The organism is Salinigranum sp. (assembly GCF_041641895.1).
Lineage (GTDB): Archaea > Halobacteriota > Halobacteria > Halobacteriales > Haloferacaceae > Salinigranum.
Map to the genome: position 1 here is coordinate 56108 of NZ_JBEPXO010000007.1, position 13805 is coordinate 69912.

Annotated in this window: 18 protein-coding genes; 3 read left to right on the top strand and 15 right to left on the bottom strand. The window is 67.9% G+C overall.

Features of this window, described 5'->3' with window-relative positions; all coding sequences use genetic code 11:
- Positions 1–67: 67 nt before the first annotated feature.
- Complete coding sequence (locus ACESK5_RS02680) at positions 68–1474, top strand: selenium-binding protein SBP56-related protein (RefSeq protein ID WP_372909999.1); 1407 nt, start codon at positions 68–70, stop codon at positions 1472–1474.
- Entirely contained in the window at positions 1471–1803 is a 333-nt protein-coding gene (locus ACESK5_RS02685; protein WP_372910000.1) for a 2Fe-2S iron-sulfur cluster-binding protein, read from the top strand. The genes ACESK5_RS02680 and ACESK5_RS02685 overlap by 4 nt, the downstream gene beginning before the upstream one ends.
- Positions 1804–1908: 105 nt before the next feature.
- On the opposite strand, the gene ACESK5_RS02690 is transcribed toward ACESK5_RS02685, so the two are convergent.
- From ACESK5_RS02690 to ACESK5_RS02730, 9 genes are all read right to left on the bottom strand, one after another.
- Entirely contained in the window at positions 1909–2334 is a 426-nt protein-coding gene (locus ACESK5_RS02690; protein WP_372910001.1) for a dCTP deaminase, read from the bottom strand.
- Between the two features lie 293 nt (positions 2335–2627).
- The gene (locus ACESK5_RS02695; RefSeq protein ID WP_372910002.1) at positions 2628–3713 is read right to left on the bottom strand and encodes a methionine synthase; all 1086 of its coding nucleotides are present in this window, start codon (positions 3711–3713) and stop codon (positions 2628–2630) included.
- Positions 3710–4714 carry a 5-methyltetrahydropteroyltriglutamate--homocysteine methyltransferase gene (locus tag ACESK5_RS02700; RefSeq protein WP_372910003.1) on the bottom strand — a complete coding sequence of 335 codons (1005 nt, stop codon included), beginning with the start codon at positions 4712–4714 and terminating at the stop codon, positions 3710–3712. Before ACESK5_RS02700 ends, ACESK5_RS02695 begins: the two co-directional genes overlap by 4 nt.
- A gap of 54 nt (positions 4715–4768) precedes the next feature.
- Entirely contained in the window at positions 4769–5389 is a 621-nt protein-coding gene (locus tag ACESK5_RS02705) for a HemK2/MTQ2 family protein methyltransferase (RefSeq protein WP_372910004.1), read from the bottom strand.
- Positions 5386–6657: a mechanosensitive ion channel family protein gene (locus ACESK5_RS02710; protein WP_372910005.1), complete on the bottom strand. Its 1272-nt coding sequence runs from the start codon at positions 6655–6657 to the stop codon at positions 5386–5388. Before ACESK5_RS02710 ends, ACESK5_RS02705 begins: the two co-directional genes overlap by 4 nt.
- A gap of 7 nt (positions 6658–6664) precedes the next feature.
- A complete protein-coding gene (locus tag ACESK5_RS02715) occupies positions 6665–7507 on the bottom strand; it encodes a 16S ribosomal RNA methyltransferase A (RefSeq protein ID WP_372910006.1) in 843 nt (280 codons plus the stop codon).
- Positions 7508–7596: 89 nt separating this feature from the next.
- Positions 7597–8214 carry a DUF655 domain-containing protein gene (locus ACESK5_RS02720; RefSeq protein ID WP_372910007.1) on the bottom strand — a complete coding sequence of 206 codons (618 nt, stop codon included), beginning with the start codon at positions 8212–8214 and terminating at the stop codon, positions 7597–7599.
- 119 nt (positions 8215–8333) lie between these two features.
- On the bottom strand, positions 8334–8690 hold the full coding sequence (locus ACESK5_RS02725) for an RNA polymerase Rpb4 family protein (protein ID WP_372910008.1): 357 nt from the start codon (positions 8688–8690) through the stop codon (positions 8334–8336).
- Entirely contained in the window at positions 8691–8981 is a 291-nt protein-coding gene (locus tag ACESK5_RS02730) for a 50S ribosomal protein L21e (protein ID WP_136590159.1), read from the bottom strand. It abuts the gene before it with no gap.
- A 141-nt stretch (positions 8982–9122) separates the two neighbouring features.
- Here ACESK5_RS02730 and ACESK5_RS02735 point away from each other — a divergent pair, with 141 nt between their 5' ends.
- Positions 9123–9425 (top strand): hypothetical protein, encoded by a 303-nt coding sequence (locus ACESK5_RS02735; protein WP_372910009.1) that lies wholly within the window; start codon positions 9123–9125, stop codon positions 9423–9425.
- 61 nt (positions 9426–9486) lie between these two features.
- Here the strand turns inward: ACESK5_RS02735 and ACESK5_RS02740 are convergent, their stop codons facing one another.
- The 6 genes from ACESK5_RS02740 to ACESK5_RS02765 form a co-directional block, all read right to left on the bottom strand.
- Entirely contained in the window at positions 9487–9753 is a 267-nt protein-coding gene (locus ACESK5_RS02740; protein WP_372910010.1) for an elongation factor 1-beta, read from the bottom strand.
- A gap of 8 nt (positions 9754–9761) precedes the next feature.
- Positions 9762–9947 (bottom strand): HVO_2753 family zinc finger protein, encoded by a 186-nt coding sequence (locus ACESK5_RS02745; RefSeq protein ID WP_136590156.1) that lies wholly within the window; start codon positions 9945–9947, stop codon positions 9762–9764.
- A gap of 81 nt (positions 9948–10028) precedes the next feature.
- Positions 10029–11273, bottom strand: coding sequence for a tripartite tricarboxylate transporter permease (locus tag ACESK5_RS02750; protein WP_372910011.1), 1245 nt, complete (start codon positions 11271–11273; stop codon positions 10029–10031).
- A 281-nt stretch (positions 11274–11554) separates the two neighbouring features.
- Positions 11555–11896 (bottom strand): 50S ribosomal protein P1, encoded by a 342-nt coding sequence (gene rpl12p / locus ACESK5_RS02755; protein ID WP_372910012.1) that lies wholly within the window; start codon positions 11894–11896, stop codon positions 11555–11557.
- Between the two features lie 15 nt (positions 11897–11911).
- Positions 11912–12970, bottom strand: a complete 1059-nt coding sequence (locus tag ACESK5_RS02760; protein WP_372910013.1) for a 50S ribosomal protein L10 — start codon at positions 12968–12970, stop codon at positions 11912–11914.
- Entirely contained in the window at positions 12970–13608 is a 639-nt protein-coding gene (locus ACESK5_RS02765; protein ID WP_372910014.1) for a 50S ribosomal protein L1, read from the bottom strand. Before ACESK5_RS02765 ends, ACESK5_RS02760 begins: the two co-directional genes overlap by 1 nt.
- Between the last annotated feature and the right edge of the window lie 197 nt (positions 13609–13805).

A 13805-nucleotide genomic window follows, 5' to 3' on the forward strand; every position in this document is an offset into this window, starting at 1 on the left:
TTGTTCACCGGCAACTTCGTGTCACACAACAGCAAACTGTTAGTCAGTGTCACCCGTAGGTCGCGGTATGAGTGACGCCGAGATGCCAGACGACGCGCACCCTCACCCCGACGCCGACCACGAACACGGGGTTTCGGGCCCCGGGTACACCACGCCGGCGGCGATGCGCACCGAGTCGGGTCGGGAGAAGACGGCGTTCGTGATGGGCCTCCGTGTAGGGATGGACGTCGACGGTCCGGACTTCGTCGGCGTCGTCGACGTCGACCCGGACTCGGAGACGTACGGCGAACTCGTGGACACGGTGGAGATGCCGAACAAGGGCGACGAGCTCCATCACTTCGGCTGGAACGCCTGTTCGTCGTCGTGTCACGCCGAAGGACTGATGCGGGACCACCTCATCGTGCCGGGCCAGCGCTCCTCACGTATCCACATCCTCGACGCGTCCGACCCCCGGGACCTCTCCATCGAGACGGTCATCGAACCCGAGGAGGTGTTCGAGCACGACCTCTCGGCGCCACACACCGTCCACTGTGTGCCCGACGGGAAGGTCATCATCTCGATGCTCGGGAACGCCGAGGGTGAACTCCCCGGCGGCTTCCTCCAGCTCGACCAAGAGGACTTCTCCATCGACGGCCACTGGGAAGCGGACAGGGGGGAGATGGAGATGAACTACGACTACTGGTACCAGCCGCGGCACGACGTGATGATTTCGAGCGAGTGGGCCGCACCGAAGACCTACTACCCCGGGTTCGACCTCGACGACGTCGAAGCCGGGAAGTACGGCGACAGTATCCACATCTGGAACTGGGAGAGCCGCGAACACGAACAGACGCTGACGTTCGGTGAGGAGGGACTCATCCCGCTGGAGGTGCGGATGAGCCACAACCCCGAGGAGACCCAGGGGTACGTCGGGGCCGCCCTCTCGTCGAACATCATCCGCTTCTACGAGGAGGACGGCACGTGGGACTGGGACGTCGTCATCGACATCGAGAGCCGGGAACACCCGGACTGGGACATGCCCGTCCCGCCGCTCATCACGGACATCTTACTCTCGCTGGACGACCAGTACCTCTTCTTCTCGAACTGGCTCCACGGCGACGTCCGGATGTACGACGTCTCCGACAGCGCCAACCCGCGTCTGGTCGACAGAATCTGGGCCGGCGGCAACTTTGGCGACCGTCAGTCGGTCGCCGGTCACGACATCCGCGGCGCGCCGCAGATGCTCCAGCTCTCCCGGGACGGACGGCGACTCTACTGGACCACCTCGCTGTTCTCCTCGTGGGACAACCAGTTCTATCCGGACATCGGCGAGGAGGGCAGCCTGATGCTGAAGGCCGACGTCTCCCCCGAGGCGGGCCGGATGGAACTCGACGAGGAGTTCGTCGTCGACTTCGGCGACGCGCCCGGCGGGGCGGCCCGTGCCCACGAGATTCGCTGGCCCGGCGGCGACTGCACCAGCGACGTCTGGCAGTGAGCGGACCCGCCGAGACGCACGAGGTCACGCTCTGCTGGCGCGACGGACGCGAGACCAGGCTGTCTGTCGACGCCGACGAGACGGTCGTCGACGCGGCCGAGTCGGTCGGCGTCGCCCTCCCGTACGGCTGTCTGCACGGTGCCTGTGGGACCTGTACCGGCAGACTCCTCGACGGGGCGCTCGACCATCGCGACGAACCCCGGGCGCTGAAAGACCGACACCGCGAGGCCGGGTACGTCCTCCTCTGTCTCGGAGAGCCCCGGAGCAGGTGTCGCGTCGAGGTCGGAGCGACCGTCCAGGCCGACCTCGTCCCGAACCCCTGGCGCTGAGGACGCCGTCTTCACCGTCGTCGCGCGAACGGGCGGCCGCCCCCCGTCGCGTTCGCACCGGGGGTCAGGAGACGAGTGACACAGCGACCCGGCCGCGGTCGGTCCTCACTCCGGCGGGCAGAGCGTCGACACGCGGGCGTTCTCCTTCACCTGGATGCCCGCCGGTGGCACGGTGAGCGGGACGCGCGGCAGGGTGGTGACGCGGAGCGTCGGGTGCGACGCCCCCCGCTCGACGAGTTCGTGTCGTGGCTGGAGGTGGCAGGCGTCGTCGCCCCCGAGCGACTCGTTGTACTCGAGGAGGTACGTCCCGCCGCCGAGATCCCACCAGCCGTAGTCGTCGTCTGCCGTCCGCTTCGATGGTTCGATTTCCGAAGTCTTGGCGTCGGTGAGTTCGCCGCCGCCGAAGTCCACCTGTGCGGGCCCGGTGAGCGCGTGGACCGACGCGACGGTGAGGTCGACGCCGTCGTCGTGGACCTGGGTGTCGCGGTGGACGAGGTCGGTGAGACGGTCCGCGATGTCGTCGGGAGACATACCGAGTCGTGTGGGTCGCCGAGGAAAAAAGTGCGCGGTGCGTTCGGTCGACGGCCCCGACTGGTCGACTGGTCGTCGGACGCGGGCGTGGCCGGGACTGAGACTGCGGAGACGCGCAGTCGCGCAGTCGTCACCGTCTGACCGACCCCGACCCCGCTGCACTCGTCCTCGACGGCGCGGAGACGTACCGCGACAGTGTCACAGGTCGGTTCGACTCGCGCTGTCGACGTCTCCCGAACGGCAATCGAAACGAAACTGGCTACTGGTCGTCCCCGCGGTCCGCGACCGTCGCTTCAGTCGGCCTTCGGCGCGAGCGCGTCGACGTCGATGTCGCCCGCGTCGAGTTCGGCCTCGACTTCGCGGGTCGCCTTCACCATGTTCTCCATCTTGCCGTACGCGACTTCGCGCGGGAGGAGCTTCAGCCCACAGTCGGGCGAGATGGTCAGCTTCTCCGGCGGCACCACCTTCAGGCCCTGCAGGATGTTCTGTTTGATCTCCTCGACGGGTTCGACCTCGGCGGTGTGGGCGTCGACGACGCCGAGCGCGAGGTCGGGCTCGAACTCGGGGTCGGTGAAGACGTCGATCTGCTCGAAGCCGCCGTTGCAGAGTTCGACGTCGAACTCGTCGATGGGGAAGTCGTTGACTTCGGGGTAGATGCGCGAGTAGTCGCCGTAACAGACGTGGAGGCCGATCCGGACCTCCTCGTCGATGTCGGCGACGATGCGCTCCAGACACTCGCCGACGATGGCGTGGTCGTCGGGCGTCGTCGCCAGCGCGGGTTCGTCTATCTGGACGTAGCGCGCGCCCGCCTCGACGAGTTTCTCGACTTCGGTGTTCACGAGGTCGGCGAGGTCGTACGCGAGTTCCGCCTCCGACGAGTACGCCTCGTTGAACGACCAGCTAGCGAGGGTGTACGGGCCCGTGATGGGGACCTTGACCGGCTTCGACGCCGCGTCGCAGGTGAACTCGAACTCGTCGACGAGCCACGGCTCGTCGTACTCGACCTCCTCGACCACGGAGGGCTTGTCGAAGTAGTTGTGCCCCCACACCTTCACCGGGCCGTGGAACTCGTAGCCGTCGATGCGGTGCGCGAAGAACTCGACCATCTCGTTGCGGCGCATCTCGCCGTCGACGACGGTGTCCAGCCCGGCACGCTCGTGTTCGTCGACGATGACGCGGCAGGCGTCGTCGTGGGCCTCGTGGAGGTGTTCTTCGGTGAACTTCGAGTCCTCGTCCTCGACCAGGTCGTCCGCGCGGTTGAGCCACTTCGGCTTCGGGTACGACCCGACCACCGAGGTCAGGATGAAGTGGTCGGTCTCGTGGCCCGCCGGGCGGAACTGTTCGCGGGTGTCGACACCCTCGGTGCGGTGTCCGGTCATGCTTCCACCTCCTCTTCGGCCGCGGCGGCCTCACCTAACGCGACGAGTTTCTCCCGACACTTCGAGACGGGCAGGTAGAACAGTTCGGTGTTCGAGGTGAGGTAGACGGTGTCGAACGCCTGGGCGGGGACCTGGTCGATGAACCACTCGACCCGTTCGCGGACCGTCGTCGCGGACTCGACGCGCGTGTTCTGCCCGTCGACGAGGCCGAGTGCGACGTCCGACTTCGTCCCGTACTCGGTCACGTTGTACAGCGTCTGTTCCCGGTCACCGGCGACGACGTCGAAGCCGAGCGCCTCGACCGGCGCGTCCATCAGGTGTGCGTACGTCTTCTCGTCGAGTGCGCCCCAGTACGAGTGGACGACCACGTCCGCGTCGGTCTCGCTGGCGACGGTCGAGATGGCCTCGGGGACCTGCGCGGCGATGTCGTCAGACGGGGGTGCCGCCACCAGCGACGGGTCGAGCAGGAACAGCGTCTCGTGCTCGGGGAACGCCGCCACCTCACCGGCGAGGAACTCGGAGACGGCCGCGAGGAACTCGCTCTCGTCGCCGTAGTACTCGTCGCTGGCCAGCTCCGCGAGCGAGTACGGTCCCGGCAGGACGGCCTGGAGGGGGCCGTCGGTCAGTTCGGTCGCAGCTTCCAGTTCGGCCGCGACGTCGCCCGAGAAGTCGAGTTCGCCCCGCACCTGCGGGTCGCGGTAGAAGTTGTTGTTGTCGTAGTACCGGACGATGCCGCCGGTGTCGACGTTTTCGTGGACGGTCAGCGGGTGCGCGAGGTTGTCGTCCCAGCGGAGCTGTCCCTCGACGACCCGGTCGAGGCCCGCCCCTTCCTGGTCCTCGACGACTTCGCTGCGGGCGCGGTCGTACGCCGTCACGACGTCGTCGCCTTCGTCGCCGCTGATGAGGTCACCTTTCTGGTGGCCCTTCAGGTCGGACAGCTCCTCCTTCGCCCAGTCGGGGAGGGGGAACAGCCCGGGTGTCGTCGCTACGAGTTCACTCATCACCGGGGCTTTGAAATGCGGACGCTTAATATTTGCTAAACCACTCTATTACTCTCAGGAATCGTCGCGTGTCAGTCGAACGACGGTCAGCGTCTCGAACGGGTACGACTCCTCGACTGCCTTCTCCGCCTCGAACCCCCGTTCGCGGGCGTAGTCGAGGACCGTCTCGTAGCCGGTGAGGCTACTGACGAGCAGCAGGACGCACCCGCCGGGGGTGAGCACGTGACCGACCGTATCGAGGAACGGTTCGATGACCGCTCGACCGGACTCCCCGCCGGAGAGCGCCCGCTCCATCCAGTCGCCCCACTCGTTGTCGGGGTCGGTCGGGAGGTACGGGGGGTTGAACAGGACGACGTCGAACGTCCCGTCGGAGAAGGCGGAGACGAGGTTCGCGGCGACTACCTCGAACGCCGGCTCGCCCCCGTCCCCGAGTTCGCGGCCCCGGTCACGTGCCTGCCGACAGGCGTGTGGGTTGAGGTCCGACGCGACCACGTCGGCACGGGTCTCGACCGCCACGCGTCCGGCGACCCACCCCGACCCGGTGCCGACTTCGAGCACCCGCTCTCCGCCCGAGACGTTTTCCACGGCGGCCCGGGCGAGCAGCGCCGAATCCTCTGCAGGCTGGTAGACGGTCGTCTCGGCCCCACGACGGGCGGCCAGGTCGTCGCGAGTCACGAGCGGTCCTCGCTCTCGTCCCCGTTGGCGTCGGCGTCGGTGTCGCTGTCACGGTCGCCGTCGTCGGGGGTGTCCGTCTCGTCACCGTCGTCGTCGGAACCGGTCGGGCCCCGGTCGGCGTCGACGTCGGTTCGGCCGCCGTCGGCTTCGGCGGCGACTCGTTCCTCTCTTCCGGCGAGGGTCGCCCCCTCGCCGAGTTGCAGGCCGCCGGACTCCTCGCGCCCCATGAGTTCGCGCTGTGGGAAGGGAATCTTGATCCCCTCCTCGTCGAACGCCGTCTTCACCGCACTCACGACGGCGGTCCGGGTACGCCACATCCGGCGCGCACTGGGGTTGTCGATCCACACCCGAACCCCGAGCACGACGGCGGAGTCGGCGAACTCCTTGACGACGGCCTGCGGAGTGGGGACCCGGAGGACGTTGTCCAGGCCACGCACCGCGCCGCGGGCCGTCTCGGCGGCCTCGCGGGGGTCCGCAGCGTAGTCGACGCCGACGTCGACCTCGATTCGCAGTCGCCCCTTCCGCGACCGGTTGATGACGCTCTCGGAGGAGACGACGTCGTTGGGGATCATCACGTACTCGCCGTCGAACGTCTGCATCCGGGTCGTGACGATGGTGATGTCGGTGACGATGCCCTCGTGGTCGCCGACCTCGACCCAGTCGCCGATCTCGAAGGGCCGAGAGAACATGAGCACGAACCCCGCGAGCAGCGCGCCGAGGGTCTGTCGCGCCGCGAGGCCGACGACGATGCCCAGGAAGCCGGCCCCGACGAGGACACCGCCGAGGTCGACCCCCCAGATGCCGAGGACGAGCGACCCGGCGACGGTGTAGAGGCCGACCTGCGAGAGTCGATAGATGATCTCGCGCTGGTGTTCGGTGATAGCCCGCCGACCGTCGGAGAGTTCGCGCGTGATGCGCCCGACGACGTCGGTCATGGCGTACGCGGTCACGAAGATGACGAGTGCGAGGACGGCGTTCACCAGGCTCTGCGGGCCGAGACCGTACGACTGGACCTCCTCGACGAGCGGACCCGTGAGCCCCCAGACGGCGATGACGAAGAGGCCGCCACCGAACGTCGCGAGGAGGCTCGCACCGGACAGCAGGAGGTGTCGCCACGCGTTCGGGACCCGGTCGCTCTCGTCGCCGTGGGTGTGGAGGTAGTCGGTGACGCGCCAGACGGCGACGACGACCAGCAGCGCCACCAGCGTGGCGGCCACCCTCTCGGGGAGCGTCGAGACGAGCGCGTCGGGACCAGTCGTCTGGAGCATCAGCGGATCACCGGTAGTCGACGGCGAGGGCAGTGAGTGCGGCGAACTCGCTCGGCGTGAGCGATCCGGGTCGCTTCGACAGCAGTTCCTCCGGGGCCGCATCGACGACGGCCGACCCGTCGGCGACGCCCGAGATGTGCGTCGTGTTCCGGATGGCGTTCCGGACCGTCTTCCGCCGCTGGGTGAACAGCGCCTTGACGAAGTCGAAGAAGAACACTTCGTCCGCGACGGTGTACTCGGGGGCGCGCGGCGTCGTCCGGACCACGGCGCTCTCGACTGCGGGTGCCGGGTCGAACGCCTCCCGGGGGACGCGTTCGACCACCTCGACGTCCGCGTAATGCTGGGCGCCGACCGAGAGCCGGCCGTACTCGCTCGTCCCCGGGTCGGCGGCCATCCGCTCGGCGAACTCCAGCTGGAACATCAACACGAGCGGCCGCTCGTGGGGCAGGAGGCGGAACGCGATCTCCGAGGAGATGCCGTACGGTAAGTTCGAGACGCAGGCGGAGAAGTCGGGGAGGTCCACGGAGAGCGCGTCGCCCTCGACAACCGTCAGACGGTTCGAGTCGACCGCGTCGGCGAACTCCTCGCGGAGAAAGTCCGCCAGGTCTGCGTCGCGTTCGACGACCGTCACGCGGTCGCTGCGGGCGAGCAACCGGTCGGTGAGCGCGCCGGTTCCCCCGCCGATTTCGAGGAGGTGGCTCGCGTCGACGTCGTCGGGCAGGTACGTCGGAATCCGGTCGAGAACCCGGTCGTCGACGAGGAAGTGCTGGTCGCGGTCCGGGTCGCCGCGGACGCCCGCCCGACGGATGAGTCGGTCCGGGTCGCGACGGCCGGTGCCGTCCGTGTTCATCACCTCGACTTTCGTCTCGGCGGGCCTAAAGCCTGTTATTCGTCTGCGCCCCCGCCGTGGGTCCCGGGGCCGTCGCCACTCACGACCTGCTACTCGGCGTCCCGCCGGACGAACGCCTTGTACTTCAGGTCGTCGTCACGGAGTTCGGACATGATGCGCTCGGCGAGGATGTCCTTCGGGTTGTGGAGCCCCGAGATGCGCTCCTCGAGGTCCTCGAAGCTCTCGAACGGACCTCGCTTCCGCTCGTCGAGGATGTTGTTCCGGAGCTTCTTGCCGATTCCGGGGAGGAGATTCAGCTGGTGGAGCCGAATCGTGATCGGCTGGGCGTCGTTGTAGAAGTCGACGAACCGCGACTCGTGTTCGGTGAGAATCTCCTCGACCACGTACTCCAGTTCCGAGAGCGCGGTGTTCGAGAGGGCGTCGTACTCGATGTCGCGGAGCTCTTCGACGGCGACTCGCTCGCCCGCGGGGCCGAGCACGACGCGGTCACCGATGCTCACGTCTGCGTCCTCGCCGAGTCGCAACTCGACGAGCCGGAAGTCCTCCTCGCCGAGCGCGTACGCCAGCGGTGATTTCTTGTAGCGTGGCCGGTCGTCGTCGGTCCGACCGTGCGGCAACACGTCGAGAACGACGGCCATACGCAGCGTGCTCTCCTCCGCTTCGTCGCCGGCCGCGTCGACTGCGTCGCCGCTCTCGCTGGTGGTCATACACAACTCTATGCTGACAGATTATTTAAATCGTTGGCACCGAGCGGAGCGTCTGCGTTCCCGCCGTGCGGCGTTCGTCGCCGTCGCGTTCGAGTCCGAGCGTGTCGCCCGCGCCGGGGTCAGGCGTACTTGGCGACGACGTTGAGAATCTCGTCGAGTTCGTCGCCGGAGAGCGCGTAGCGCTGCTGGGCGTAGAGGGCACGGAGTTCGTCGCGGGACTGGGGGAGCAGGTCGGCGATCTTGAACGCCGTCTCCTCGTCGACCTTCTCCAGTTCGAGGAGTTCCTCGGCGAGTGCGCGCGACTCCTCGGGGTCGAGGAACGCGAAGCGGTTGACGTGTTCGATGGCCCGAGCCAGTTCGTAGCGGACCTCACGTTCCTCGTCCGCCGCTCGCTCGGCCTCGACCTCTTCGAGGAGCCGTTTCACCTCCGACGTCGTGAGGTACTCCTCCCCGAGCTTCTCTTTGAAGATGGTCATCTACTTCTGGGCGCGGAGGTGAGCGGGTCGCGTGATGAGCGTCTTCGCCTTCCCGCCGTCGGTGATCTCCACCTTGAACGAGCGGCCCTGTTTGCCGACCACTTCGCCGGTGTGACCGCTGAACCGCGGGTGGAAACGACCCTTCCGGACGCTGGGGTCGATCTTCAGGTGGACCTTCTGGCCGACCTCGTACTCCTGAATCGCCCGCTGTGGCGGCGACGTCCCACGCTCTCGGGGTTTGTTCTTGAGCTTGTTCCGCGTCCCCTTCATCGGACCGTTGGAACTCGGCATAGTCGTGGGACGTACTACTTCTGACGTCGTTATAAAAGACACGTTCCCGTCCGCGCACGGCAGAGCGACGCACGGCCCGCGGCTTCTCACCGCCTGCTACTCGTGGCAAAGCATATCAGGCTCCGCGGACCACTCTCCCGCATGAGCCAGGAAACACCGACGGTCACTGACGTCTCTCGGTCCGAGGAACACGACTCGTCGCTCGAACGGAGAGACGAGACGGAAACGGAGACGGGGATGGACGTCGCCCACGAGTCCGAGACGGTCGACGCCGGCCCCGGCGCGAGTGAGGGTGGGTTCGCCGTCCGGTTCGGCTCCGGGTTCGCCATCGGGATGTTCGTTGGAGGCGTCGTCGGTATCCTCCTCAACTCGCTCGCTCTGGCGATGTTCGGCGGGTTCATCCTCGGAACGGTCGTCGGAATCGTGCTCGCGGCACGAGCGTAACGAACGGTAACACCGCCGCTCACCGACGGGAGACCGACCGAGGAATGGAGCGGAGCGCGGTTCAGATACGACCGACGTTCTCGACGGAGACGCTCTCGACGCCGTCGACGCCCGTGAACGCTTCTTCGACCGCTTCGGTTCCGCCGGCGTCGTCGGGGACGATGACCGTCGGCAGGAGCGCGACGAGACCGAACGCAACGTTGTCGCGCTCGAACCCGTTGATACGCGCTCCCTCGGGCAGGGACTCCTCGAGACGCTCCTGGAGCGCGTCGAGGTCGATATCGGGGCTGTTCGGCATGACCTTGATCTTGGCGGCTACTTTTCCCATTGTCGTACTCAGGGGCCTCGGAACCCACAGTCGGGGCACTCGTAGAGGTTGCTCTGTTTGCGGCACTTCGCACAGCGGGAGATCTCCTGCCCACAGTCCGGACATTTGAACGTCGCGGCACTCATACCGGAGATGTTGATGCCACAGGACACGCACTGTCGGGCGTGCCGCCGCTCTGGCTCGCTCTCGCTCATACACCAACGAACCCGGCCGTCACGTTTAACGGTTGTCTTTCGGCCCACGTCTCCGCCTTCCCGCCGGCCCCTCTCGCCCGTTCAGCCGACCACGAGCGGGACCGCGAGGACGCCCATGAGGTGGACGCGACGGACGCCCAGTCGAACGGGGAGGAGGCCGATGACGCCGGCCGCGACGAGCACGACGACCCCGCCGACCCCGGCGAACAGTCCCGAGAGGAGACAGAGCAACCCGCAGGCGACGACACTCGTCCGTAGCGGTCCGATACGACCGGCGACGACGAGGTATCGGTCACCGAGCAAGGGAACGAGGACGGCCGAGGCGACGCCGGCGACGACGGTGACCGCGAGGAGGGTGGCGAGCGGCGGCGGCCCGACCGCCCCGAGTGCGACAGTCACGCCCGTCCGCGGTGCGTCGAGCGCGACGAGCGAGAAGAGCGCGAACACCGCCGTCGCCGTGTTCGCGCCGCTCGTCGCGACGACGTATGTCCGGTCGGGTACGTCCCGACCGGCGAACGGGAGTGCGAGGGTCGCGGCGACGCCGGCAGACACGCCCGGCAGGTAGCCGACCAGGCCGCCGCCGGCGACACCGGCGACTGCGGCGCGTCCGACCGTCGACGGCCCGGCCGCGAGTTCTACCCCCTCCTGCGGGGGGACGCCGCCGCCGCGGGCCGCATCGACGAGGACGGGGACGCCGAACAGCCCGCCGAACAGCGGGGTGAGGACCCCGCCGACCGAGACGAGGCCACCGAAGGGACGGTCGAGCGTCACCAGCCCCAGCGCTCCCGAGAGGAACACGAGGAATGTGGCCGCGGCCATCCGCCACGGACGGCGCTCGGCCAACACGAGCAGACCGAACACGCCCGCGAGGATGAACGGGAGCGCCGCGATCAACAGCGGCTCGTACCGCTGTACGAGCGCCGTCAGCGGCACGGCGACCGGCAGGGCGACGAAGAGCGCGCCACCGCTCCCGAGCGCGGAGAGTCGGAGCGCCTCCCTGCCCCGGCCGCCCAGCACCAACCGGTGGCCCGGGAGCGAGCCGGCGGCCATCGCGGCGTCGGGAACACCGAGTGCGAGCGCCGGTACCACGTCGAGGAACGTGTGGGTCACGCCCGCGGCGAGGACGGCGCACGCGACACCCGCCGGCGGACCCGAGAGCGTCGGCGCCGTCGCCGCCAGGAGGAGCGCGAACGCGTTGGCGTGGACGCCCGGCACGAGTCCGGAGACCGTTCCCAGCGCGACGCCGCCGAGGGCGTACACGAGGAGCGTGCCCGCACGCTCGGCCGACAGCGAGAGGGCGGCGAGCGCCAGGACGGCTTCGGCCATCGTACGCCAGGGTGGCCGCGCCCTCGTATTTGAAGGCTCGCGTGGGAGGGTCGGTTCGCCCGTCGGACCGACGGCGCTTGACGACCACGAACCCGCGTCGAGTCGTCGAGACACACGCCGGCCTCGACGCCGACGGGTCCGACCCCCCGTCCACCTGCGACTCCGCGTCGCGGCACGGCGACGCCGGACACGGCCGTCGCTCACGAGTCGAGTCGAGTCGGCGCCGAAAGAATTCGTGGTCGTGTGTGACGCGAGGACGGGTGAACGAGAGCGACCCGCGTTCAGCCGAAGAGTTCGCCGAGGCCCTCGCCGCCGGCGTCGTCGTCCTCGTCTTCCTCTTCTTCCTCTGCGGCTTCGGCCTCCTCGGCCTCGTCGCCGCCTTCCTCGTCGTCGTCGTCGTCCGAGCCACCGGCACCGCCGGCGGCACCACCGGCCGCGGCGGGCGCGGCGGCGGCCGTCTCGATGGCCTCCTCGATGTCGACGTCCTCCAGCGCGGCGACGAGCGCCTTGACGCGGGACTGCTCGACGTCGACGCCGGCGGCCTCGAGGACCGACGTGATGTTGTCCTCGTTGATCTCTTCGCCCGATTCGTTCAGGATGAGTGCAGCGTAAACGTATTCCATTGTTCTTACCTCGTGTTATCCGAACATCGCACCGAGACCGTCTGCGCCGTCGTCGTCGTCTTCGTCGTCGACGTCGGCGTCGGCGGCGGTGTCGGTGTCGGTGTCTTCCGTGTCTTCGTCGTCCGATTCGTCGGCGTCAGCATCCGCGTCGGCGTCCGTGTCGGGGGAGGCAGCCGGTGCAGTCGCACCGCGCAGTTCCTCCGGGAGCGCGTCCTCGTCGTCGATGAGTGTCGCGAGCGAGCGCAGCTGCGCGTCCGCGCGCCGGACGAGGTCGGGCATGAGCTCCTCGTCCTCGATGGCGGCGAACAGGCCGACCGATTTGGCCTCGCCGGCACCCTTCGCGAGCAGCGTGCCCGCCGTCCGCGCCGTCGGGTAGACCGCGTTGACGGAGAGGTTCCGGCCAGCGGCGGCGGCGGACTGGATGTCCGCGCGGTACTCGTCGACGTCGATGGCGAGTTCGTCGGGCTCGAAGAGGACGCCTTCGGAGAAGACGGCCCGCAGGTCGAGACCCACTTCCTTGGGCTCGATGCCGAGCTCGGAGAGGACGTTCGCCAGCTCCGCGGAGACGACTTCACCTTCGGAGAGGACCGTCGAGTCCTCGGTGACCTTGATCGACCCGTCCATGATGCGCGCCGAGGCGCCCACCTGCTGGAGTTCGCCCACGAAGGGGCCCGGGTCGACACCCGTGTCGCCCTCGGGGATGACGATGTCGTTGGGGGCGACCTCACCGGCGTTGATGGGCGCGGGCGTCTTCGACGCCTCGAGCTGTTTGAACAGGCCGAACGGGTTGTCGTCCGTCCCGACGAGCGCCACCTCGCCGGCGATGTACTCGTTGAGGTCTTCGAGGCCGTCGTCGACCTCGTCGAGCGCACGCTCCATCAGCGTGTTGCGGCTCATCCGCACGGCGGCCTTGCCGTGCAGGTCGCGGCGCATGTTCTGCAGCTGCCGCGAGGGGATGCCCGTCACGCGGACGATGCCGACCGATTCGTAGGAGTCGACGAACTCGACGAGCTCGTCGACCTCCTCCTGTTTCCACTGCGGAATCGTCTCGGTCTTGCGTGCTTCGGAACTCATCAGGCGGGCACCTCCACGGACGGCCCCATCGTCGTCTTGACGTAGATGCCGTCGATGTTGAGGGGCCCCTTCTCGAGGTTCGCCTCGAGTCGACGCACGATGACGTCGATGTTCTCGGCGATCTCGTCGGCCGTCATGTCCTCGGCACCGACGCGCGTGTGGAACGTGCGGCGGTCACGGGAACGGAGCTGGACGGTGTTCTTCATCCGGTTGACGGTCTCGACGACGTCGTCGTCGGGCTGGAGCGGCGTCGGCATCTTGCCGCGCGGCCCGAGGACGGTCCCGAGGTATCGACCGATATCTTGCATCATCGACGCCTCGGCAACGAAGAAATCCGTCTCGTTGGCGAGGTCCTTCGCGGCGTCAGTGTCGTCGCCCAGGTCTTCGAGGTCGTCCCCCGAGAGAACCTGGTCAGCGACGTCTTCGGCACGCAGCGCCGTCTCGCCGGACGCGAACACCACGATGTTGGTGTCCTGGCCGGTCCCGGATGGGAGGACGACGCTCTCGTCGACGCGGTTCGCCGGGTCGTTGAGGTCTAAGTCGCGCAGGTTGATGGCGAGGTCGACCGTCTCGCGGAAGTTGCGAGGCGGCGCCTCGTCGAGTGCGCGTGAGACTGCTTCGACTATCGTATCTGCCATTATTCACCTCCGTAGTACGCAGGATCTGCTCCTACGGGTCAGTGAAACAGGCGGTGCCTGTCTCACCGGAACGAGGTGGATGCGAGACTTAAACCCGTCGAAGCTGTGGCGCGCGAAAAACCCGATTTCGGCCGGTACGGGCCGTGACAGCGACTCACAGGGGCTCGGTGTCGTGTAACACTGCCGGAGCGACCCGT

Excerpts from the sequence above, each read along its gene's own strand:
- ACESK5_RS02680 (WP_372909999.1), top strand. The coding sequence starts at position 68 with ATGAGTGACGCCGAGATGCCAGACGACGCGCACCCTCACCCCGACGCC.
- ACESK5_RS02690 (WP_372910001.1), bottom strand. The coding sequence starts at position 2,334 with ATGTCTCCCGACGACATCGCGGACCGTCTCACCGACCTCGTCCACCGC.
- ACESK5_RS02695 (WP_372910002.1), bottom strand. The coding sequence starts at position 3,713 with ATGACCGGACACCGCACCGAGGGTGTCGACACCCGCGAACAGTTCCGC.
- ACESK5_RS02700 (WP_372910003.1), bottom strand. The coding sequence starts at position 4,714 with ATGAGTGAACTCGTAGCGACGACACCCGGGCTGTTCCCCCTCCCCGAC.
- ACESK5_RS02710 (WP_372910005.1), bottom strand. The coding sequence starts at position 6,657 with ATGCTCCAGACGACTGGTCCCGACGCGCTCGTCTCGACGCTCCCCGAG.
- ACESK5_RS02715 (WP_372910006.1), bottom strand. The coding sequence starts at position 7,507 with ATGAACACGGACGGCACCGGCCGTCGCGACCCGGACCGACTCATCCGT.
- ACESK5_RS02720 (WP_372910007.1), bottom strand. The coding sequence starts at position 8,214 with ATGACCACCAGCGAGAGCGGCGACGCAGTCGACGCGGCCGGCGACGAA.
- ACESK5_RS02725 (WP_372910008.1), bottom strand. The coding sequence starts at position 8,690 with ATGACCATCTTCAAAGAGAAGCTCGGGGAGGAGTACCTCACGACGTCG.
- ACESK5_RS02730 (WP_136590159.1), bottom strand. The coding sequence starts at position 8,981 with ATGCCGAGTTCCAACGGTCCGATGAAGGGGACGCGGAACAAGCTCAAG.
- ACESK5_RS02735 (WP_372910009.1), top strand. The coding sequence starts at position 9,123 with ATGAGCCAGGAAACACCGACGGTCACTGACGTCTCTCGGTCCGAGGAA.
- ACESK5_RS02740 (WP_372910010.1), bottom strand. The coding sequence starts at position 9,753 with ATGGGAAAAGTAGCCGCCAAGATCAAGGTCATGCCGAACAGCCCCGAT.
- ACESK5_RS02745 (WP_136590156.1), bottom strand. The coding sequence starts at position 9,947 with ATGAGCGAGAGCGAGCCAGAGCGGCGGCACGCCCGACAGTGCGTGTCC.
- ACESK5_RS02750 (WP_372910011.1), bottom strand. The coding sequence starts at position 11,273 with ATGGCCGAAGCCGTCCTGGCGCTCGCCGCCCTCTCGCTGTCGGCCGAG.
- rpl12p (WP_372910012.1), bottom strand. The coding sequence starts at position 11,896 with ATGGAATACGTTTACGCTGCACTCATCCTGAACGAATCGGGCGAAGAG.
- ACESK5_RS02760 (WP_372910013.1), bottom strand. The coding sequence starts at position 12,970 with ATGAGTTCCGAAGCACGCAAGACCGAGACGATTCCGCAGTGGAAACAG.
- ACESK5_RS02765 (WP_372910014.1), bottom strand. The coding sequence starts at position 13,608 with ATGGCAGATACGATAGTCGAAGCAGTCTCACGCGCACTCGACGAGGCG.